The 20,861-nt window shown below is 52.2% G+C and carries 18 protein-coding genes; 9 read left to right on the top strand and 9 right to left on the bottom strand.

What is annotated here, in order from left to right; all coding sequences use genetic code 11:
• Positions 1-20: 20 nt before the first annotated feature.
• Together nadD and CJA_RS03845 are read right to left on the bottom strand one after the other, a co-directional pair.
• Positions 21-656: a nicotinate-nucleotide adenylyltransferase gene (nadD, locus tag CJA_RS03850; protein WP_012486447.1), complete on the bottom strand. Its 636-nt coding sequence runs from the start codon at positions 654-656 to the stop codon at positions 21-23.
• An 18-nt stretch (positions 657-674) separates the two neighbouring features.
• On the bottom strand, positions 675-1,946 hold the full coding sequence (locus tag CJA_RS03845; protein WP_012486446.1) for a glutamate-5-semialdehyde dehydrogenase: 1,272 nt from the start codon (positions 1,944-1,946) through the stop codon (positions 675-677).
• A gap of 270 nt (positions 1,947-2,216) precedes the next feature.
• Between CJA_RS03845 and CJA_RS03840 the strand changes: the two genes are divergently transcribed.
• From CJA_RS03840 to CJA_RS18960, 5 genes are all read left to right on the top strand, one after another.
• Positions 2,217-2,801: a glycine zipper 2TM domain-containing protein gene (locus tag CJA_RS03840; protein WP_012486445.1), complete on the top strand. Its 585-nt coding sequence runs from the start codon at positions 2,217-2,219 to the stop codon at positions 2,799-2,801.
• A 199-nt stretch (positions 2,802-3,000) separates the two neighbouring features.
• A complete protein-coding gene (locus CJA_RS03835; protein ID WP_148208796.1) occupies positions 3,001-3,291 on the top strand; it encodes a PepSY domain-containing protein in 291 nt (96 codons plus the stop codon).
• A gap of 23 nt (positions 3,292-3,314) precedes the next feature.
• Positions 3,315-3,998, top strand: a complete 684-nt coding sequence (locus tag CJA_RS03830) for a response regulator transcription factor (RefSeq protein WP_012486443.1) — start codon at positions 3,315-3,317, stop codon at positions 3,996-3,998.
• A 2-nt stretch (positions 3,999-4,000) separates the two neighbouring features.
• Entirely contained in the window at positions 4,001-5,389 is a 1,389-nt protein-coding gene (locus tag CJA_RS03825) for an ATP-binding protein (protein ID WP_012486442.1), read from the top strand.
• A 233-nt stretch (positions 5,390-5,622) separates the two neighbouring features.
• A complete protein-coding gene (locus CJA_RS18960) occupies positions 5,623-6,132 on the top strand; it encodes a DegV family protein (RefSeq protein ID WP_238526819.1) in 510 nt (169 codons plus the stop codon).
• Here the strand turns inward: CJA_RS18960 and CJA_RS03815 are convergent.
• Positions 6,020-7,171 carry an IS4-like element ISCja2 family transposase gene (locus tag CJA_RS03815; protein ID WP_012485938.1) on the bottom strand — a complete coding sequence of 384 codons (1,152 nt, stop codon included), beginning with the start codon at positions 7,169-7,171 and terminating at the stop codon, positions 6,020-6,022. The genes CJA_RS18960 and CJA_RS03815 overlap by 113 nt on opposite strands.
• A gap of 86 nt (positions 7,172-7,257) precedes the next feature.
• On the opposite strand from CJA_RS03815, the gene CJA_RS03810 reads away from it, so the two are divergent.
• Positions 7,258-7,854: a DegV family protein gene (locus tag CJA_RS03810; protein WP_083766823.1), complete on the top strand. Its 597-nt coding sequence runs from the start codon at positions 7,258-7,260 to the stop codon at positions 7,852-7,854.
• Between the two features lie 89 nt (positions 7,855-7,943).
• On the opposite strand, the gene CJA_RS03805 is transcribed toward CJA_RS03810, so the two are convergent.
• The 6 genes from CJA_RS03805 to CJA_RS03780 form a co-directional block, all read right to left on the bottom strand.
• Positions 7,944-11,315, bottom strand: coding sequence for a di-heme oxidoredictase family protein (locus CJA_RS03805; RefSeq protein WP_158304048.1), 3,372 nt, complete (start codon positions 11,313-11,315; stop codon positions 7,944-7,946).
• Between the two features lie 226 nt (positions 11,316-11,541).
• Positions 11,542-12,588 (bottom strand): UDP-glucose 4-epimerase GalE, encoded by a 1,047-nt coding sequence (gene galE, locus CJA_RS03800; RefSeq protein ID WP_012486439.1) that lies wholly within the window; start codon positions 12,586-12,588, stop codon positions 11,542-11,544.
• Between the two features lie 146 nt (positions 12,589-12,734).
• Positions 12,735-13,229: a hypothetical protein gene (locus tag CJA_RS03795; protein ID WP_041551027.1), complete on the bottom strand. Its 495-nt coding sequence runs from the start codon at positions 13,227-13,229 to the stop codon at positions 12,735-12,737.
• 127 nt (positions 13,230-13,356) lie between these two features.
• The gene (locus CJA_RS03790) at positions 13,357-15,447 is read right to left on the bottom strand and encodes a hypothetical protein (RefSeq protein WP_012486438.1); all 2,091 of its coding nucleotides are present in this window, start codon (positions 15,445-15,447) and stop codon (positions 13,357-13,359) included.
• Between the two features lie 93 nt (positions 15,448-15,540).
• Positions 15,541-16,206: a TorF family putative porin gene (locus CJA_RS03785; protein WP_012486437.1), complete on the bottom strand. Its 666-nt coding sequence runs from the start codon at positions 16,204-16,206 to the stop codon at positions 15,541-15,543.
• A gap of 229 nt (positions 16,207-16,435) precedes the next feature.
• Positions 16,436-17,458, bottom strand: a complete 1,023-nt coding sequence (locus CJA_RS03780; protein WP_012486436.1) for a DMT family transporter — start codon at positions 17,456-17,458, stop codon at positions 16,436-16,438.
• 383 nt (positions 17,459-17,841) lie between these two features.
• On the opposite strand from CJA_RS03780, the gene CJA_RS03775 reads away from it, so the two are divergent.
• Genes CJA_RS03775 through CJA_RS03765 form a run of 3 tightly spaced genes read left to right on the top strand, consistent with a single transcriptional unit; the run spans position 17,842 to position 20,822 of the window.
• Entirely contained in the window at positions 17,842-19,068 is a 1,227-nt protein-coding gene (locus CJA_RS03775; RefSeq protein WP_041551025.1) for a multifunctional CCA addition/repair protein, read from the top strand.
• Positions 19,069-19,090: 22 nt separating this feature from the next.
• Positions 19,091-19,837 carry a pteridine reductase gene (locus tag CJA_RS03770; RefSeq protein ID WP_012486434.1) on the top strand — a complete coding sequence of 249 codons (747 nt, stop codon included), beginning with the start codon at positions 19,091-19,093 and terminating at the stop codon, positions 19,835-19,837.
• A gap of 16 nt (positions 19,838-19,853) precedes the next feature.
• A complete protein-coding gene (locus CJA_RS03765) occupies positions 19,854-20,822 on the top strand; it encodes a magnesium transporter CorA family protein (protein ID WP_012486433.1) in 969 nt (322 codons plus the stop codon).
• Positions 20,823-20,861: the final 39 nt, after the last annotated feature.

Genomic DNA, 20,861 nt, shown 5'->3' with positions numbered 1-20,861 from the left:
GCGACACCACCCTGACAGCATCAGCGGTATAACCGCTCCTGGCCAATGTATTGCCAGACGGAATCCGGCACTAAAAACTGGGGCGATTGTCCCGCGCCGATTAACTGGCGGATTTCCGTGGCCGATATGGGCAGCAGGCGCGGCGCCAAACGCACAATACTCCCGCAAGCCGCAAGCCTGAGCTGCCCGGGAGCCCCCTGGTGTTGCGCCAGTAAAGTCCTGACAGGGCCAGTGCTCGGGATATCCCATCCCGGACGTTCAACCACCACCAGATGCGCCAGCTGCAGCAACTCCTGCCAGCGATGCCAGCGATCCAGCCCGGCAAAGCTGTCTGTGCCCAGACAAAACACCAGACTGGTTTCGGCGCCCAGCTCAGCGCGCAATTCACTCAGGCTATCGACGGTGTAAGACGCGCGCGCGCGCGCCACTTCGCGCAGGTCGATGCTTAACTCGGGACAGGCTGCCAGCGCCAGCTGCAACATGGTCGCACGCTGGGTACTGCTGGCTCCGGGCTGGTCGCGATGGGCCGGTAGATGGCAGGGCATCAGGCGCATGCCATCCAATTGCAGCTGCTGCTTCAACTCCAGGGCCAGGCGCAAGTGACCGATGTGGATCGGGTCAAAGGTGCCGCCAAACAATCCCAGGGTCGGACGCATCAGCCGCAGGCGCCCGGCTTACTTGCGCACATGGCCATCGCCAAAGACCACCCATTTCTGGGAGGTAAGCCCCTCCAGGCCTACCGGGCCACGCGCATGGATCTTGTCCGTGGAAATACCAATCTCCGCCCCCAGGCCATACTCAAAACCATCGGCGAAACGGGTAGAGGCATTGACCATTACCGAACTGGAATCCACCTCGGTAATAAAGCGGCGGGCAAGGGTGTAGTTCTCGGTCACTATGGCATCTGTGTGCTGGGAGCTGTAGCGATTGATGTGCTCAATAGCCTCATCCAGGCCGGCCACCAGCTTGATCGACAGGATCGGCGCCAGGTACTCGGTAGACCAATCTTCTTCCGTAGCCGGCTTGGCATCGATCAGGGCACAGGTTTTAGCGCAGCCGCGCAATTCCACCTCCTTCTCGGCATAGGCCGCCGCCAGGCGCGGCAGTATGGCAGGTGCTACCTGCTCCTGTACCAACAGGGTTTCCATTGCATTGCACACACCATAGCGATGGGTTTTGGCATTGATGGCGATCACAAGGGCCTTTTCGAGGTCAGCCGTTGCGTCGATATACACATGGCAAATGCCGTCCAGGTGCTTGATAACCGGCACCTTGGCCTCGCTGCTGATGCGCTCGATCAACCCCTTGCCACCGCGGGGAACAATCACATCCACATACTGGGGCATGGTAATCAGCTCACCTACCGCCGCGCGATCAGTTGTTTCAATCACCTGTACCACCTCGCGCGGCAAACCCACCGCCTTTAGGCCGGCCTGCAGGCAATGGGCAATGGCTCGGTTGGAGTGAATCGCTTCACTGCCACCGCGCAAGATTGCGGCATTGCCCGATTTCAGGCACAGGCTGGCGGCATCAATAGTCACATTGGGACGGGATTCATAGATGATACCCACGACACCAAGGGGCACACGCATCTTGCCCACCTGGATACCCGTGGGGCGATAGCTCATATCGGTGATTTCACCGCAGGGATCCGGCAATGCCGCCACCTGGCGCAGGCCTTCGATCATGGCATCGATAGTGGCAGGTTTCAGGGTCAGGCGATCCAGCATGGCGGAGTCCAGGCCATTGGCTTTACCTGCCGCCAGGTCTTTCTGGTTCTCCGCCACCAGGGTAATACGTGACTTATCCAATTCCTGGGCGATCGCCAGGAGTGCATTGTTTTTAGTGGCAGTGGGAGCAGCGGCAATCAGGCGCGATGCTGCACGTGCCTTGATACCGATGTGCGCCATATAGTCTTTTACGCTGTCCACTTTCATATCCGTCATAGCAACAACTGCTCCACTTGAAAAGCTGTCAATCAATAACCTTGCCGACCTCAAAAAAGCACTCCGGATCAGCAGAGAAAAAATAGGCGCAATTATAGCCTGAGTTATGGATGCATTTGGGGTGATTTGCGCGCTTTATTTCACACGCAAAACTGTGCGGCCTGCACCCGGCTTTTTCAGTATGAGTTCAGTTACCTGCGCCTAGTCTGTTAGCCATCAGGTTATCCCCCTGACGATACCATCAAAGCCAACCAGACCGAGGGCTCTTCCATGAACAAAGGTATACGCACATCCCTGCTGATTATTGCGCTTGCCAGCCTTGGCACTGCCTTTTCCAGGGTGGCCCTGGCCGATCATGACCGGGGATACCACAAGCAAAAACACTCGCATCACTATCGCGAGCGCGTCGTGGTTTATGAGCGGCCCATCGCCTATGCCCCGGTAGTTGCCGCTCGCCCGATTTACCGCACGGTCGCCGTGGAAGTCCCGGTCGACACCTGCCGTGTTGAAACCGTCGCCTACCGCGAGCGGCGCGGCGGCGACTCCTTCGGCGGCACAGTTGTCGGCGGTCTGATTGGCGCCGCGATTGGCTATGAATTGGGCCACAGCAGTGGCCATGCAGCCGCTGCCGGCGGCGTTATAGGTGCAGCGATTGGCAACAGTGCTTCCGGTGGCGGCCGCACGGTCACCCGCTATGAAGATCGCGAAGTCTGCCAAACCCGTTACCGCACCGAATATGAACGTCGGCTGGTGGGCTACGATGTGAGCTACAGCCACAATGGCCGCATTTATTACACCGAGACAACCCAACATCCCGGCGACCGGATTCGTGTCGATGTATCCTACGGCCGCTAGAAAAGTCCGTTGGCGTTGACCTTTAGGAGTTCAGGGGCGATAGTTATCGTCTTTGTGACCCACACCGGATGTGGAGCGCCAGCAAGTTGCTGTTGTACCCATGAACACCGCGAATGACACGCCCATGAAACTCTGCTGTTTACACTCTCTGTCCAGGTCAGTTGCCATCTATCTCCTGCTCGCTGTTGGAGCCTGTGCAGTGAGTGCCGATGATTTCCTGGAGGGTGACCTGGGAGTCCCCGCGCAATCCAAGGGTGCCAATAACCTGATGGCCCCAAAATCCAGTGAGCCTGCCGAAGAGTTTGCCCCGCCCCGCCTGAGCCCTGCTGACGCAGCACAGTTGGTGCGCGACAAAACCGGTGGCCAGGTGATGAGCGTGAGCACCCGCCGCACAGGATCAGGCACAATTTATGGTGTGAAAATTCTGAATGCCGGACGCATGCGTGTTATCCATGTAGACGGGCAGACAGGTGAACTCCTTTCCCCCTGAGAACAGAATAACCGGAGCCGGACATGCGCTTACTTGTAGTGGAAGATGAACAAAGCCTGCGCGAGCAAATAGCTTCCCTGGTGGCCGCCGAGAAATATGCCTGCGATACCGCTGCCGATGGCCGCGATGGGCTATTCCTCGGCTGTGAGTACGATTATGACCTGGCCATTATTGACCTTGGCCTGCCCCTGATGGATGGCACAACAGTGATTCGCGAATTGCGCGCCAAAGGGCGCAATTTCCCCATCCTGATCCTCACCGCCCGCGGCAATTGGCAGGACAAGGTACAAGGCCTGGAGGCCGGTGCTGACGATTACCTGACCAAGCCCTTCCACCCCGAAGAGTTGAAAGCGCGTATCCATGCGCTCTTGCGTCGCGCCAGCGGCCACGCCTCCTCGCAACTGAACTATGGCCCTATCACCATTGATACCAGTGCCAAGCGCGTCTATCGCGATGGTGCAGAAGTGGAGCTGACCGGGTTTGAATACAACACCCTCACCTATCTGGCGATGCATCCGGGTAAAAACATTTCCAAGCTGGAGTTAACCGAACATCTCTACGCGCAGGATTACGACCGCGACAGCAATGTCATCGAGGTATTTGTCGGCCGCCTGCGCAAAAAGCTCGACCCGGATGGCAGCCTCAACCTGATCAGCACCCAGCGCGGGCTGGGTTATCGCTTTAACGACAGCCTTGGCAAGGCGTAAGGTTGGATCGCGCCAGATTTTCTTCCATTGCGGCGCGACTCCTGTTCGCGTCTGCATTGCTGTTGCCCCTCTTCCTGGGATTGACCGGTTTTTTTCTCGACCGCGCCTTTTCCAACAGCCTGGAAGTGGCGGTGCACTCGCGCCTGCGCGGCCATATCAACCTGTTATTCAGCGTGGCCGAACTGCACGAAAGCCGCAACGGCAACAAAAGTGAGTTGCGCTTGCCCCTTACCCTCAGGGAAGCCGACTTCGAGCAGCCCAACTCCGGGCTTTATGCCTACATCTTTAATGACAAACGCAAGCTGGAATGGAGTTCCAATTCCGCCGCGCTGATATCGCCACCGGATTACAGCAACCTCGACCTAACCGACCAACCGGGGCAAATGGTATTCAGTTCACTCCTGTTCCAGAAAAAACCGTTTTTTGCTGCCCACTATGATGTCTACTGGGAAGATAACCGCGGGCGGCCACACCCCTATCGCTTCCTTGTCATGCTCTCTGCCAGCGAATACGAAGCCGAATTGTCCGCTTACCGCAACCAACTTTGGCGCTGGCTGGGCGCTGCCGGCGTATTCCTCCTGCTCTCGCAGATTTTGATTTTGCGCTGGGGCTTGCGCCCGTTGGGCAAGCTGGCGCGCGCGCTCAAAGCCATGCAAAGTGGCGATACCAGTACCATCGAAGGGGAGCATCCGCGCGAATTGCAAAAGGTGGTCGACAACCTCAACCAGGTATTGGTGCGCGAGCAGTCGCTGCGCCAGCGCTATCGCAACAGCCTCGCCGACCTGGCACACAGTTTGAAAACCCCACTGGCGGTTTTGCAAAGCAAGCTGGGCCCGGAAACGCCCGCCGGGGAATTGCAACAAATCGCCGCCGAGCAGGTCGCACGCATGAGCCAGGTGGTGACTTACCAACTGCAGCGCGCTGTATCCAGCCAACAGGCCGGCACCACCCGACGCACACGCCTGGAGCCCATTGCCCAGCGGCTGTTAAGCGCCTTACAAAAGGTATATGCCGATAAACACATACAACCTCGTATCAACCTGGCAGGCGGTTCCGTGGTTGCCGGCGATGAGCAGGATATTATGGAGCTGCTCGGCAATATTCTCGAAAATGCGTTTAAATATGGCCACAGCCAAGTGCACCTCTCCTCGGAATTGGCCGGCGATTGCCTGTGCATTTGCATTGAAGATGACGGACCGGGTGTACCGCCGGAAGAGCGCCTGCGCATCCTGCAACGCGGCCAACGCCTGGATACCAACAAACCCGGCCAGGGTATAGGCCTGGCAGTTGCGGCAGAAATTGTCAGCAGTTACGAAGGCCGCATCGATATCGACGAATCCTCCCTGGGTGGTGCCCGCTTCCGCGTTTTCCTGCCGCTGTTACCGGTCTAGGCCCTGGCTTCATCGCATTTAACGCACAGCTGCACGAAAAACCACACACCGCTGTGAGACATGTCTTACATCACCTGCATCAACTCCCCTACATCACATAGCGATTCCGGCGACTGGGTTTAGTCGTCCCACAGGCAGATACTGGTCACATATCGCCAAAGGGATATACCAGGGCGAGCAACCCCCGAAGGGTAATTTCCCCTGAGGTTCATCAATGATTCGGAGAAAATGCCATGTCCGCCAGAACCTGCATTGCTGTCGATTCCACCTGTGACTTACCGGCCCGTTTTATCGAGCAACACAATATCGAAGTGCTGCCCATCTATATCAACCACAAAGATGGCCAGGCCCTGGATTACCGCGATCCACAAGCCATGCTGCAGTTCTATAAGCACCACAATCGCGAGCGCTATGGCCTTGCCCAATCCGATCCGCTGTCGGTTAACGACATCACCAAAATCCTCAAGGAGCGCCTGTTGCCCAAATACGACCTGGTGCAAGTCGTTACCATCAACAGCAAAAAAAGTGAGGTCTTTAAACGGGTTTCGGAAGCCGCCCTGATCAACGAGCCAAAATTCCGCGAATTGGAAAAAAACCAGGGGCGCGTTCACTGCTGTCCCATAGTTCTACTCATAAGGCGAGCCTCATTTGAGGCTCGCTTTTTTTATGATTCGGCGGGTCCGGTATCAGGATGCTTTTTAGACTCCTACGCTCAAACAAATTTAACTGAATTACCCTCATGATCCGTTGAACTGTCCATCCCGCTTTAGTGCTGTGACGCGAAAATGCCAACAATAGATACGTAATCATGGCAATCCAAATTTGTGTTAACACCGCATTTCTTGAAGTGCCCACAAACGCTTTGATCTTCAGGTTTTGTTTGATCGCTTTGAAGAACAACTCCACCTGCCAGCGATCCTTATAAATCGCTGCAATTGTGGCCGCCGCCAGCTGAAAGTTGTTGGTGAGAAACTCATAGAATTTGCCGGTTGTTGCGTCACGATAGCCAATTCGACGCAACTTCGGTGCGCCGCGTTTGATCGCATGAGCGCTGGATAATTGAATGACCTGATCACTGATAATACCTTTGCTGCTGTCGGCATAGCGACGTTCTTCCACGCGATAGACGGCTTTGGCGCGCAAGCGGGTTACAAAGAAAACTCCTTTATCTGTCAATAACTTAAACCAGCGGTAATCCACGTAGCCTTTATCAAACGCAACGATGCTGCCTTTGGGAAAATCAAATTTTCGTCCCTCAATCATGTCGTTTTCCTGGCCATCACTGAGTGCGACAAACTCCGGCACTTGGGTGCCATGATTCAGACCAACACTTAATTTTACATTTGCTGTGTCATCTCGATGCGCCGCCCAGGGAAATACCGACAGCGATAAATCAATCGCGCTGGCATCAAGGGAGTACAGCGGATTTTTAAACTGGAATTTGTGTTTGCCCTGCATGGATTTACAGCGGTGAAGCAGACGAGCAAATACGTGTTTGTAGAGTTCGGCGGGCTGTACTTCGTTGATTCGTGCCAACGTTGAACGGGCTATTGGCTTGGCACCGAGATGATAAAGTTTATGCTGCTGTGCTTCGAGATTGGATTGAATATCACGCAAGCTTTGGCGGCCAGAGAGCTGCGACATGGCCATGCCGACAAATTGATCCCAGCGGGTGGCCGAGCGCAATTTTTGGCCGACATGATGCTTTTTAGCTTCCGCTTCAAATTCATGTCTCGATAAAGGTTTGAGTAGTTGATGAAATGCGGTGTTAGAATGTGACAAAGCCTGTTTTCCTTTGTTTTACCAATGTTTGGTCGCACTTACATTGTATCAACTTGGAAAACAGGCTTTTCTTTTATCTACAAACTATGGGACAGCAGTGGGGGCGCGTTCCCTTCCGCATCCGGCTGTGTGACAGCATGTCGATGTTTACCGGCCACGCCCTGCTCGTATACGAACTGGTGAAGCGCGTCCACCTGGGCCAGCAGCCGATCAATCGCGCTACTCGCGAGATCGACACTATGCGCGACCAAGTGTATGGCTATCTGATTCCCAACGATCTGTCCTATATGCGCGAGCGCCGCCATTTGCGCAAAGGCGATAACAATATTTCCTGGATTAATTTCCAGTTGGCAAGCGCTTTTAACCTGCGTCCTATCGTACAGCTGCATCGCGGCAATACTGACAAAATTGACACCGGTAAGGGATTCTGGGGCGCCATGGAAAAACTGTTCGCCCATGTTAAGAAGCAAATCCAGCAGGGGCTGACCAGCGATGTCATTACCATGAGCTACGGAGGATTATTGGAGGAAATCAAGGATGAGCCCGTACTGCTGGCGTTTCGCGAGTTTTGCAAACAGCAGGGGATTAAAACCATGTTGTCGATGATGAGTATTACCGGCGCAATAAACGTTGGCCCCAAATCCTTTGCCTTGTCGTTTGCCACAGATAAAGAACTGGTTTAAAGCATTACCCCTAAAAAAAACACCCGCCGTAATTTTCCGGCGGGTGTTTTTTTAGGTACCTACTCGCGACAAGGCCCTACTTAAATCCCTTATAAAGACTCCAGGAATTTAACCAGGTCATTGCGCTGGGCCGCTGTGGCCGCGCGGAAAGCGGCCTGGCTCGCGGCCGCTTCACCGCCATGCCACAAAATGGCCTCTTCGATATTGCGTGCACGGCCATCGTGCAACAAACGGGTATGTCCATTTACGGCCTGTGTTAAACCCAAACCCCACAGTGGCGGTGTACGCCATTCGCGATTGGTTGCTGCATCCTGGCTGAGGCGATCCGCCAGTCCTTCACCCATATCATGCAAGAGCAGGTCGGTGTAAGGTCGGATAGTTTGGCCACGCAGTTCCGCCAAGGGGTGGGCATGATCGGTCGTCAGTTCCGGCGTATGGCAAGCTGCGCAGCCAAAATCGCGGAAGCGCTGTTCACCGCGTTGCACATCGGCGTTGTTAACCGTCTCGGCACGGCGTGCCGGAGCTCCCAGGGCCTGCATGTAAACTGTCAGTAATTTCAGGCGCTCATCATTCAACTCAACGGCATTATTGCTGTTGGCCCGGCAGGCAGTTTGCACTTGTCCGCAGGCGGAGCCCGGCAGAATACTGGTTCCCACACCAATATCTTCGTGCAAGGCATCTGCCGTAAATTCTTCCAGGCTGGCGACAGAAGCCTTCCAGCCAAAGCGACCGATACGACTTTCACCGGTGCGCATATCCCTGACCAGAGCTGCGCGACCGGAAATCCCGTCACCATCCGCATCCTGGGGATCATGACGCGCCAGCAATTGCGCTTCGGGCACCGCTTCTAACAAACCCAGGCCCACAATGGTTTGCGGCATGCGCGCCGAGAAGAAATCCAGCGTTCCGCCCTGGGTATCCTGGATGTGGGGCTGGTATTGGGGAGCCTGCAACTCATAGCGTGAGCCATCATTGTAAGTACCGGACACGCTGGTATAGCTCAACTGCAAGTTACCCTCTGCCGGAACGCTGCCGGCGCGCGACCGGGGTTGCAGCACCTTGCCAAAATACCCATGGGGAGCCGGATTGCCCAGCGCATCCAACTGGCCAGAGCTGACTTTCACCGCCAGGGTATTGCCCAAATTACCCGCCACGGGGGCCGGGCCGCGACCATTATTGATATGGCAACCCACACAGGAACTATTGATGGTTAACCCCGTCGCCAGGTTGGCCAGGGCCGGAAAGTCGGGATTGCCAGGCTCAAAATGACTGCCGTTGACAAAATCCGTGTGGAAAATACGGCGGCCGTTGAGGAATTGGTTGTGGGTTTCCCAGCGGATATTCAGCGCTTCGCGGAAGAAGCTGGTCCAGTCGTAACTGGCACGATCCACAATAAACGGGCTGGCAGCGCCGGGAGCATAATCCAACACCTGATCGGTATAGGTCTGGCCGTTATGGCGATACGTCACGGTCGCATTATTCGCGGGTGTGTTTACCTGATAACCCGGGATTTGATAGCCCTTGGCAATCGCCTGTGGCGAGCGGATAGCCATGTATCCTTGGGAACCGGAATCAACCAGAGTACCGGTGGTACTGATCACATCGGCCTGGGCTACGCCGACATAAGCACGCACCGGTGCCGCAGTTGCGCTGCCACCACTCGCCAGCTTTCCGTTTAACGCATCGTTGTTAACGATATACAAACCCGGACTGCCCAACTTGATGCGGAAGGTATCGGTGTAATAGACACGCTGGGCACTGACACGCGGGTCTGTCTCGGTAAAGCCCAGCCATTGCTGGAATTCAAAATCGTAAAAATCCCCTGCACGTAAACGGGTCAGTCCTTCGCGTTCCGTAGGAACAAAACGCGTGCCAACACAATGCCAGCGTTCACCCTTACCCGTGGCGGCGTCGGCAGCGCGAATACGGGTGAAGCCACCGTTGTCGCCAAAATACGAGCGGTAGGGATTAAACAGGCTTTTGCGACAACCAATATCATTGAAATTGGCATACTCCGGCTCGTAGTAGATATCCACCCGCGATTCACCTTTGGGTGTATGGTCATGGATTTCAAAATGGAAGGTGCGATGCTCGTGATAGAACGCCGGGAAGGTATAGAAAATATCTTCTGCCTCATGGCGCGAGCGGGCGCGACCACTGCCATAGGTAACGATGGTGCCATCCGGCTCAATGCGCCAGTTGCGCGCTTCGCCAGCCGGGAACTGGGTGGCAAACAAGGGTTGATATTGCAATGCTGTCGGCTGGCTGCTGACCACCGATGAGCTGGAGCGCGATGACGACTGGGAGGAGCGCGAAGAGCTCACCAGGGAAGAGGAAATCGCTGAGGAAGATACCTGGCTTGAGCGAGAGCTGCTGGATGCGCTGATCGCGGAACCGTAAATTTTCCATTCAAAAATCGAATAGCCCCAGCTATTACCCGCACTCCGCTGTGTGGCATAAATGCGCAAATAGCGGTAGCTGCCGCTGATGTCCAGGGTATCGGTGCGATTGCCAAAGGCAGCCCCAGTGCGGGTTGTCAGATTCACCCACTGGCTATTGTCTTGCGAACCCTGCAGTTGGTAATCCGCCGCATTGGCAGCCTCCCAATCAATTACAGCACGGGTCAGACTGTGTGCTGCACCCAGATCTACCGCAATCCACGCTGGGCCAGCGCCGTGATTTGTCTCCCAACGGGTAGCGGGATTATTGTCCAGGGCATTGGCCGCCGGTTGCAATTGGCTACTGGCCGTCACCTGGGCGACGGGTAAGGGCAATGCCAACGCCGATGAGGCGCTGCTGGCGAGCAGTGAGCCCTGCACACGCCACTCAAATATCGAATAGCCCCATAAATTTCCACTGCTGCGCTGGGTGCAGTAAATACGCAGGAAACGATAGTTACCGGCCAGCACATGTTGGTCGGTGCGATTACCAAAACTGCCACCAACCTCTATCGCCAGGCGGGTCCACTGGCTGCCATCGAGCGATCCCTGGACTTCGTAGTTGGCCGCATTCGCCGCCTCCCAATCGATCTCGGTACGGCTCAATGAATAGACAGCGCCCAGGTCCACACTGATCCAGGATGGCGTTTCCCCATGGGTCGATTCCCAGCGGCTGGCGGCATTACCATCCACCGCATTGCCGGCCGGCTGGAGTGCCGAACTGGCAGCCACCGGTTTGTTTACTGCCACATTGGTTTGCGCCTGGCTCACACCAGAGAGAAGCATCAGGGGTAAGGATAGACATACCACTAACAAAGCCCGGGCCAGCCGGGTGTCGGGTTTGGATTGCATAAAGCCTCCGCTAACACTGCAAATGCGAGCCTGATGGAGCGTTATTTCCGTATCGACAAGATTCAGGATGGATGAATAGCCGCCGCCGGATTGCGCAAAGACATTGGCGGGGGAAAACACGACCAGACTCGGGTTGATCAAAGGGTTGTTATTGAAATCATTGCCAGCCACTGGGGATAGCCCAAAGAGCATGGCAAACGGAGGGCAGTGTCAGCCTCTCACTTTTTACAGAAGGGAAAAATCGGTGGATTGCCAGTTATGGATAACAAAAGTGGGATGCAAAAGCGCTAACAACTTCACATTCCCGATAGGAATCAGGCCGCCACGAGTCATCGCAAGCGGCCTGTTTGGGTATTTCAACTTTTACGAACCTGACGCACAGGTTTACACACTTGACTCAAACTTCGTAGCCATGGGGATTTTGCGATTGCCAGCGCCAGGTATCAACCATCATGCGCTCCAGCCCATACTCGGCCTGCCAGCCCAATTCAGCCTTGGCCTTGTCAGCGTTGGCATAGCAACTGGCAATGTCGCCCGGGCGGCGCGCCACCACTTTATAAGGCACAGGACGACCGCTGGCATCCTCAAAGGCCTTCACCATTTGCAGTACAGAATAACCACAACCGGTTCCCAGGTTGTAGGAGCGACAGCCGGTACCGGACTTATCCAGCCCCTGCAAGGCAGCCACATGGCCGCGCGCCAGGTCGACAACGTGGATATAATCGCGCACCCCGGTGCCATCAATGGTGGGGTAGTCATTGCCAAAGACACTCAACTCCCTGAGTTTGCCAATCGCCACCTGGGCCACATAAGGCAGCAGGTTATTGGGAATCCCGGCCGGGTCCTCACCAATCAACCCTGACTCGTGGGCACCGACCGGGTTGAAATAGCGCAGCAGGGTAAAATTCCACTGGCTATTGGGTGCCCTGGCAATGTCGTGCAGGATTTCTTCCACCATCAACTTGCTGCGGCCATAGGGATTGGTCGCCGAAGTTGCAAAGCTTTCATCAATCGGCACCGAAACCGGATCGCCATACACGGTAGCGGAAGAACTGAAGATCAGCTTCCACACCGAAAACGCTTCCATCACTTCAGTTAAGGACAGGGTTCCGGCCACGTTGTAACGGTAATACTTCATCGGGATCTGGTTGGATTCCCCAACGGCCTTCAGGCCGGCAAAGTGCATCACCGCTTCTATCTGATGGGTCGCAAAAACTTCGCCCATGGCTGCCTTATCGTTGATATCCACGGCATAAAACACCGGCTCAACCCCGGTAATCCGCGCCACACGCTTAAGTGACTCGGCTTTGGAGTTGCACAAATTATCAACCACAACCGGCAGATAGCCTGAATTAATTAACTCAACACACACATGACTGCCGATATAACCGGCACCACCGGTCACCAGGATACGCGGCGCCGATGTGGAAAGACGTGAACTCATGGACAGGATTCCTTGGATATGACGAACCTCAAAAGAGGCGGCAGTATAGCGGGAATTTATGGAGTCATTATTAAATCATATAATTATTACTTAATAAACAATTAATAATAAAAAAGCAGGCTGATGCCTGCTCTTAGTGTCACTATTTAAAACTGATAACCAAACATAATTAAAGCATTAAATTTGTCATTATCGTATTGAGATGGATCCTGCACCCAAGATGGAATATCCCGCTTCCCATAAGCCAAACTGCCGCCCAATATCCATGAATTACCCTGGACATCCCCCCAATAGTAAGAATAGGTAATGCCTCCACCGACGTAATCGTTACTCCCTGTCTCCGAAAGAGTAGCGGCCACCTTGCCCCAAAAAACTCCCCACAACTGACGCTCAGATATCACTGGATATTCGTATCCCAAAGCATAACCGCTATGAGCACCTGTATCACTTGAGTAAGCCAAGACTCCCAAACCACCGTATATGTGCCCTTCGCCCAAAGTGTGAGAATATTTAACACCTGCCCCACCATATGAATGCCCAACGCCCAGAGAAAGGAAAGAGTCATCAGCCAAAACAGATATATGAGCCATTAAGCAAAAGACGATAAAAAATATTCTGGATACAAACCCAAGCTTACACATCTAATTATTCCTTCCCTTCTACAACTGTACGGATACTAAAAGCTCGTGAATGAGGCTATCAACTACATTGGCAATCATTCACGAACCTGAATGAGCTAAAGCTCCTATTTAATGATGACAACAATGCTTAATAACGACGATATTTTAAACGTTCCTCATTGCAACCAGACCACAATACCAGTTCTGTACCCTCTGCCGGATTCGCAGAACCACCCGATGGGTGGACACATAATCCAGAACTCTTATGTGAAAAGCTGCCATTATCATTAAACCCAAAAGCTAAACGCTTGTTCCCTGCATTATCCTGCGATACCCCATCAGAGCACGAATTCCACAAAACCAACCTGCGACCACTGGATGCAGTTCCCCCCTCAGGATGTACACACATACCACTCGATACATGTTTCAAACTACCATTGGGTAATAATGTAAATAAAAGACGCTCTTCAAATGGATTGCAGTGAGGATGAAAGATAAGTGGAGTACCTACAGCAGGATTAGCTTGCCCACCTCTTGGATGTAAACAATATCCACCTGTTTTATGCCTAATAATGTAATTCGTAGAAATTTGAACTTCATCCGTACCCGATTGATAGCCAGGCAAATACTTTCTAGCCAAAGCTCTTGAATAACGGTCAAAAGTCATTCCAAAGTCAAAATTATTGTTGTACTGGATATACTGCATCATTGGACCAAAGGCCTCACCACCTGAAGTCCAGAAAGTCCATATATTCCAGCCATAATCACCAAAGAAAAGATCCTTCCCCACACCAAGCAAGTTCATAAAGAAAGAGTTTCCACTGGTGGGAACTCCAGGCCCTGTCACTTCAGAATAAAAATACTTAGGTTCAATATTGATGTTCTTTTTAAACGGGTTTGGAAACTCACCTACCTGTGAAACACCAGCAACAATTGCGCACCCCTTATGGCTGGTAAGCTTAATTTCTGATTTCCCAACCTGATCAAAATCATGAGAATGAATTATAGTTCCTAGCTGTTCACCACGACCACGCCACTTATACTCAATACCATCCCATCCCTTATCAAAAACTCTAACGGCAACTGGTTTGCCAGAAAAATCAACTGCATTGGCAGCAATAACATTAGAACCGTTATATCCAACAGCCCATGAGCCAGAAAACTCTATAGAGTCACCTTTATTAAGGATTTTTACACCCATTTCTGTTTTTACAACGATATGTCCATACGAATTTATCTGCTGCTGTTTTATTGGTTCAAACTGAGATACCAACTTGCTTCTAACAGCACTCAGATCTATTGGCTTCATCACCTCGACGGTTTCACCACCACCCAACAGATCCGTGCCATATGGACTATAGGTAGTATATCCATCAAGAAAATTCACAAATATAGAACTAGAGCCATAACCACCATAGCCCATTATGCTAGACACCTTCTTTTGTGTTCTTCCGTCATATAAAAGATTACCGGTTACAGGCTTTTTGATATCCGGTGCATAGATAACTCTTGAATCTTTAAGAAGCGTAGCGACGCCAGTCTTATATGGAGTTATTTGACCAATTAGTGGGGCAGCAGCTTGCAGTAACGTCAACTTGCCTGTTGACGCAAGTTCGCCCAGAGAATTTGCATACTTTATATCTCCATTTGAAAATTGGACATAGAAAATACCGCCGTTATAATCTACCGATGAAATAAATACAGGCTTAATAGTTGTAGAGTTTCTCCACCCGGTCATAACTGTATATGAGAAATCAAAATTCACACTATATGTTGGACCAACATCTACAAAGTTATAGATAAATAATTTTTTGCTTGTTAATACAGCTATATAAGCATTCTGAACATCCATACCTAAAATAGTGGCATCAGGCAAAATATAGCATGCATACCCTCCTTGACATGGAGCATCCAGAGGGACTTTGCCGACAAGTACACTCTCATTACCACCATCAATTGAACGACCATTGGGACTAAAATAAATCTGCCCATCGCTCAAAACAGAAACCACACCATTATTCATCTTCTTAAAATCAACGACATCATTCTCTAAGGATGAAATATTCGAAGTAACTCCGTACAAGCCGCGAGAAAATACTCCATCTTTATTATAGGTAACTCCACAGTTGTTCAACTGAGAAATAATCCCTCCCTGATACTCAATCATTTTTTGGTTGTATTCAAACGCAACACTATTGACAGAAAAAAGAAGAGCAATAAAAAAATATTTCTTAAACACTGACCATCCTCCCAGATGAATAACACTCAAAAATAAAACACCCCAGACAAAGCTGGGGCGTTTTATTATATATCGTCAAAAAGCTAACGACAATTACTTACCAAGCGGCAAAGTCAAACCAACAACAAAAGTAACATCATCAGCTTCTGGATCATCGCCATCATCAATCAGAGAACCGATAGTGAAACTCAGGTTATCGTTGTATGCATAAGTGATATCCAAGTGGGAAGAAGTGGTGCTGCCATCATCCATATGCTGGCCGTATTTAATAGTCAACTTGTCAAACTCAACCGCAAGAGTTGCATATGAGTAATCTTTGTTATCCAGCGGTGCAACTTCAGCAGCAACTGCATCATAGTAAGTCAGGGTGACTGGGCCATAACCAATGGTTGGAATAACTTCAACATAATCACCGGGAGCGATTTTCTCGGTACCACCCAAAGATGGGTAATTATAGGAAACCACACTCAAGCCATAAGTAAAGTCACCTACACTGCCAGCATAACCTGCATATAAGTCATATTCAGTACCAAGAGCTTCATCACCTGATGAAGTCCAGGCACCAACAAAGAAACCACTGCTGCTGTAATTAATATCTCCAGTCAGCGCCGCGCCACCTCCCAAATCATATCCACGCCAGTAGTACATATTGGCTATGCCAACTGTAGCAGCCACTTCAGCGTGGGCCGCAGGAACCGCAAAGCCAGCCATTGCAGAGAGAGCGATTGCACCAGCGATCAGTTTTTGTTTCATTTTCATGAGTTCATCCTCTAGTTTTCATGGTAATTAGTACTTGGTTGAGGCAGCTATTTGATAAATCGTCCTAGCCTGCCCCTGTATTGCAGTTCCCACGCCAATTTTGTTTTTCTCAGTAAAATCAACACATTAAATGTTGAATACAAGATGGCATACTCAAGGCTTTGAAACTGCCCGCACCAAAACAATACAACCACGACCAAAATAGCCCCTCAAAACGCACCAAAATGAATCATTTGTAGCGAATCATGTCATCCCTGATTGCCTCCAGGCCAGTTTCAGGATGATGACTGTCGCTTAATGCCCCCTTGGCAAGCCGCCTGAAAAAGCAGGCGGAAAGCCAACAACGTCCATGCCGCACGACAGACATGAGTGACCAGGGAATATAGAGCAGCAATGCCAACAGGACTACCGCAACCCCCACCAATGTTTCTAGCGTCAATACTTCATTAGCAATCCAGCGCCCAATCAATATTGCCAGCACCGGAGTAATCAGGGTGATGAGTGAAACGATGCTGGCACTTAACCGCTGCAAAATCAGGAAAAACAACATCGAACCCAACAGCGAACCGATCAGTGCCAAATATAAAACTGCACAGGCAGATTTTACCGAGATGGTTACAGGCAGGCCGACATCAGCGACACCAAAATCCATTACCCACCAAAACAATAAAAGCCCCGGCAATGAAAATAAAAGCGCTCCTGTGGCCTGTTGGAAAGCACCAATTGGCACTGACAAATGGCTACTGAGTTTTTTTACCCACACACTGCTGAAACTAAATAAAAAGCAAGACAATAGAATTCCACCAATGCCATAGATGGATGCGCGATCAAACCGGATTTGATGCCAGAAAATAATCACCAGGCCGCTGACAGCTAACAGCAACGCCAAGACGCGTTTTGGTGTAAACGGGTTATGGCGCAACAACAGCATACTGAGCAACCCGGTCGCAAACGGAGACATGGCAAAAATAACCGCGACCAGCCCGGAGGGAATAAATTGTGCCGCCCAGTACACCACCGGCATATTGGGAAAAATACCGATGGATGCTGCAAAATAAATGGCGGCATTATCGCGCGCGAAATATAACCGGTGCCGCCACACCGCATGGATAAGCAGTGCTAATGCCAGGGCAATAGACATGCGCGCTATCACAGCGGCCATAAAGCTCAGGCTGTCGCCGCTCCACTGGATAGCAAGGGGGGTTGTGGCCCAAATGAGAACCACAGTGAAATACGCGAAAAACGTCGTCACGGCAAAACTCCTTGTAGCCCTGCGCACAAGGCATTATGTGGATCGCCGCAACCAAAACACTGACACCCAACAACGAAAAAGGCCGCAGTGTTTTATGCTGCGGCCTTTGTTTGAATTCGAAATTTCCGTCAATCAACCAATACCCGCCAGGCAACAACGCACACAAACCACGACCCAATTAATGGATCGCAGGAAATGCATTGGCTTGACGGTATAGACTTGATACATAATAAATCGCTATAAGCATATAAAGGTTTGTTTGACCTGAGCGACTCTAATTTAATTCGCCCATGGCCACAAGCGTTTTTTTGCAATTTTTTCATTGCCTTAACCAACCCGTATGGACTGTTATACTCCGGGCAATTTTTGCGGAACCTACTTACATGAAAACCTATCTGGTCGGCGGCGCTGTCCGCGATAAATTACTGGGTCGCCCGGTGCATGAACGGGATTGGGTCGTGATTGGCAGCAGTCCAGCTGCCATGGAAGCCGCGGGCTTCCTGCCGGTGGGCAAAGACTTTCCGGTATTTATCCACCCGCAGACAAAAGAAGAATATGCACTGGCCAGAACCGAGCGCAAAACCGGCCATGGTTATGGCGGCTTCAGTTTTTATTGCGGCGAGAATGTCGCGCTTGAAGAGGATCTTATTCGCCGCGACCTGACCATTAATGCAATGGCAGAAGATGATGTAGGAAACATCATAGATCCTTATGGTGGCCAATCCGATCTGCAGCAGCGCCTGTTGCGCCATGTGTCCCCCGCGTTTGCAGAAGACCCGGTGCGGATACTGCGCGTCGCGCGTTTTGCCGCCCGCTATCATGGACTAGGCTTCACCCTGGCAGAGGAAACCCTGGCACTGATGCGCAGCATGGTGTGTAACGGTGAGGCAGATCACCTTGTCGCAGAGCGCATCTGGAAAGAAACCGAACGCGCCCTGGCAGAACCCTGGCCGCACATCTTTATTCAGGTATTGCGCGATTGTGGCGCCCTGGGGCGCCTGATGCCCGAAGTCGATGCACTCTTTGGCATTCCCCAAACCGCAGTACATCATCCGGAAATCGACACAGGTATCCACACCCTCCTGAGCCTGCAACAGGCTGCTCGCCTCAGCCCATTACCCCTGGTTCGCTTTGCGACCCTAATGCACGACCTGGGTAAGGGCGCGACACCGCCAGAGAAATGGCCCCGCCATATTGCCCATGAAATTCGCAGCCTGCCGCTGATCAAACAATTGTGTGATCGCATAGCGGCCCCGAAAGAATATAAGGAACTGTCTTTACTGGTTGCGGAATATCACACCCATTGCCACCGTGCACTTGAGCTGACAGCTGCTACCCTGTTAAAAACCCTGCAAGCGTTGGACGGTTTTCGCCGCCCGGAGCGGGTTGAGCAGTTCCTGCTCTGCTGTGAGGCCGATGCGCGTGGCCGCACCGGCCTGGAAGCGCGCGCTTACCCGCAGGCCGATTATGTGCGCCAGGCCCTGCAGCGTTGCCTGTCCGTGACCAGCAAGCAATTCCTTACCCAGGGGTTAAACGGTAAAGCCCTGGGGGATGCCATTCACCAGGAGCGATTGAAACAATTACAAACATTTAAAACAGACCAGAAGTAACAACAGCGGGGGACATTAACGCATGACCACAACATCAGCACCTGTCGCACTGGTTACCGGCGCTGCAAAACGTATTGGCGCCGAAATTGCGCGGCATCTCCACAATGCTGGCTATAACCTGATTGTCCACTATCACCAATCTGCAGCGGCGGCAGACGAACTGGTTCAACAGCTCAACCAGCTGCGCCCCGATTCCGCGCTTGCAGTACAGGCGCACCTGGGTAACCAGGAAGCGTTGCAGCAATTGGCCCACACCAGTATCCACGCGTGGCAGCGCCTGGATTTGTTGGTGAATAATGCGTCCAGCTTTTATCCCACGCCACTTGGGCAGGTCGATGAAGCGACCTGGGACGACTTGCTCGACAGCAATCTCAAAGCGCCTTTTTTCCTGGCGCAATCACTGGCGGAGAAGCTGCGTGAGAGTCAAGGTGCAATCATCAATATCGCCGATATTTATGCCGAGCGACCACTGCAAAACCACAGCGTTTACTGCATTGCCAAAGCAGGCAATGTAATGCTGACCAAGACCCTGGCCAAGGAATTGGCGCCGCATGTCCGCGTCAACGGCATTGCACCAGGCGCCATACTCTGGCCGGAACAGGAGGCAATCAGTGACGATATAAAATCCAACCTGCTCACCAGGACTCCCCTGCAAGAGCGCGGCCAGGCCAGTGATATTGCGCGCGCCATTCTCTTCCTCGCACAGGAAGCTCCTTATATTACAGGCCAGATCCTGGCCGTGGATGGCGGACGGTCATTAACTATCTGAATACGAGAGACAAGGGATGATTCGCGCACAACTGTTAACCGGCAATAGCGAATGGCAAAGTGGACATACCGAACTCATTGATCTGTGGCGTCAGCAGCCGGACAGCTTTATCTGGATCGACATCCAGGGGGAAGACCATGCATCGGAATATAAATGGCTGCTTTCCCTCGGCTGCCATCCCTTGGCCATTGAGGATGTGCAACGTTTCCGCCATCCGCCCAAAACCGAAAACTTTGATAATTTCACCCTGATGCTGTATCGCGGTTTTACCGAGTTCAACCCGGACCTCACCGTTGAGCAAATGACGATTGCCCTGTTTGCCGGCGAGCGCTGCCTGATCAGTTGTCATCCGCGCGCTTCGCGCGGCATCAACCACTATTGGGAACATGCGCGGCAGGAAAACCTGCTCATCAGCCCCGGCCTGCTGGCCACACGGATCATGCGTTTTTCTGTTGGCCGCTACCTGGAGGCGATACTGGCGTTTGAGCCGCGCCTGAATGAGCTTGAAGACATTATGCAAGAGCAGGCCAATGATGACATCATGCGCGAGTTGATTGCCTATCAATCGCGCTTGCGCAAATTAAAACGCGTCTTCAGTTACCACGAACGCATGATCAGCAATCTGCGCATGGATATTCCCGAGCGCTTGATTGAAGAAGATGGCGATATAGAACATGCACTGCAGGATGTGTATGAGCGCTGCGAGCGCCTGCATGGCCTGTGTACCATGTACTACGAAATCTGCGGCGACCTGATTAATGGCTATCTGTCACTCAGCTCGCACCAGCTCAATAACACCATGCGTGTCCTCACCGTGATTACCGCCGTGTTTGTGCCACTGACGTTTATCGCCGGTATTTACGGCATGAACTTTGAAAACATGCCGGAATTGCGCGCCCACTATGGTTATTTTTATGCATTGGGGGCGATGCTGGTGATTGCCGGTGGATTCGGCTGGATTGCCTATAAAAAATGGTTGCAGTGATGCAACCATTATCATAAACGTCGGATGGCCAATATAACC

It is taken from the genome of Cellvibrio japonicus Ueda107 (assembly GCF_000019225.1).
Classification (GTDB): Bacteria; Pseudomonadota; Gammaproteobacteria; order Pseudomonadales; family Cellvibrionaceae; genus Cellvibrio; species Cellvibrio japonicus.
Note: the sequence above shows the minus strand (reverse complement) of the source record. Positions and strands in the feature narration are given on the sequence as shown.

Bases quoted from the DNA above. Each gene is read 5' to 3' on its own strand.
- nadD (WP_012486447.1), bottom strand. From the start codon at position 656: ATGCGTCCGACCCTGGGATTGTTTGGCGGCACCTTTGACCCGATCCAC.
- CJA_RS03810 (WP_083766823.1), top strand. From the start codon at position 7,258: ATGGGACAGCAGTGGGGGCGCGTTCCCTTCCGCATCCGGCTGTGTGAC.
- CJA_RS03775 (WP_041551025.1), top strand. From the start codon at position 17,842: ATGAAAACCTATCTGGTCGGCGGCGCTGTCCGCGATAAATTACTGGGT.
- CJA_RS03845 (WP_012486446.1), bottom strand. From the start codon at position 1,946: ATGACGGATATGAAAGTGGACAGCGTAAAAGACTATATGGCGCACATC.
- CJA_RS18960 (WP_238526819.1), top strand. From the start codon at position 5,623: ATGTCCGCCAGAACCTGCATTGCTGTCGATTCCACCTGTGACTTACCG.
- CJA_RS03765 (WP_012486433.1), top strand. From the start codon at position 19,854: ATGATTCGCGCACAACTGTTAACCGGCAATAGCGAATGGCAAAGTGGA.
- CJA_RS03785 (WP_012486437.1), bottom strand. From the start codon at position 16,206: ATGAAAATGAAACAAAAACTGATCGCTGGTGCAATCGCTCTCTCTGCA.
- CJA_RS03830 (WP_012486443.1), top strand. From the start codon at position 3,315: ATGCGCTTACTTGTAGTGGAAGATGAACAAAGCCTGCGCGAGCAAATA.
- CJA_RS03770 (WP_012486434.1), top strand. From the start codon at position 19,091: ATGACCACAACATCAGCACCTGTCGCACTGGTTACCGGCGCTGCAAAA.
- galE (WP_012486439.1), bottom strand. From the start codon at position 12,588: ATGAGTTCACGTCTTTCCACATCGGCGCCGCGTATCCTGGTGACCGGT.
- CJA_RS03795 (WP_041551027.1), bottom strand. From the start codon at position 13,229: ATGTGTAAGCTTGGGTTTGTATCCAGAATATTTTTTATCGTCTTTTGC.
- CJA_RS03840 (WP_012486445.1), top strand. From the start codon at position 2,217: ATGAACAAAGGTATACGCACATCCCTGCTGATTATTGCGCTTGCCAGC.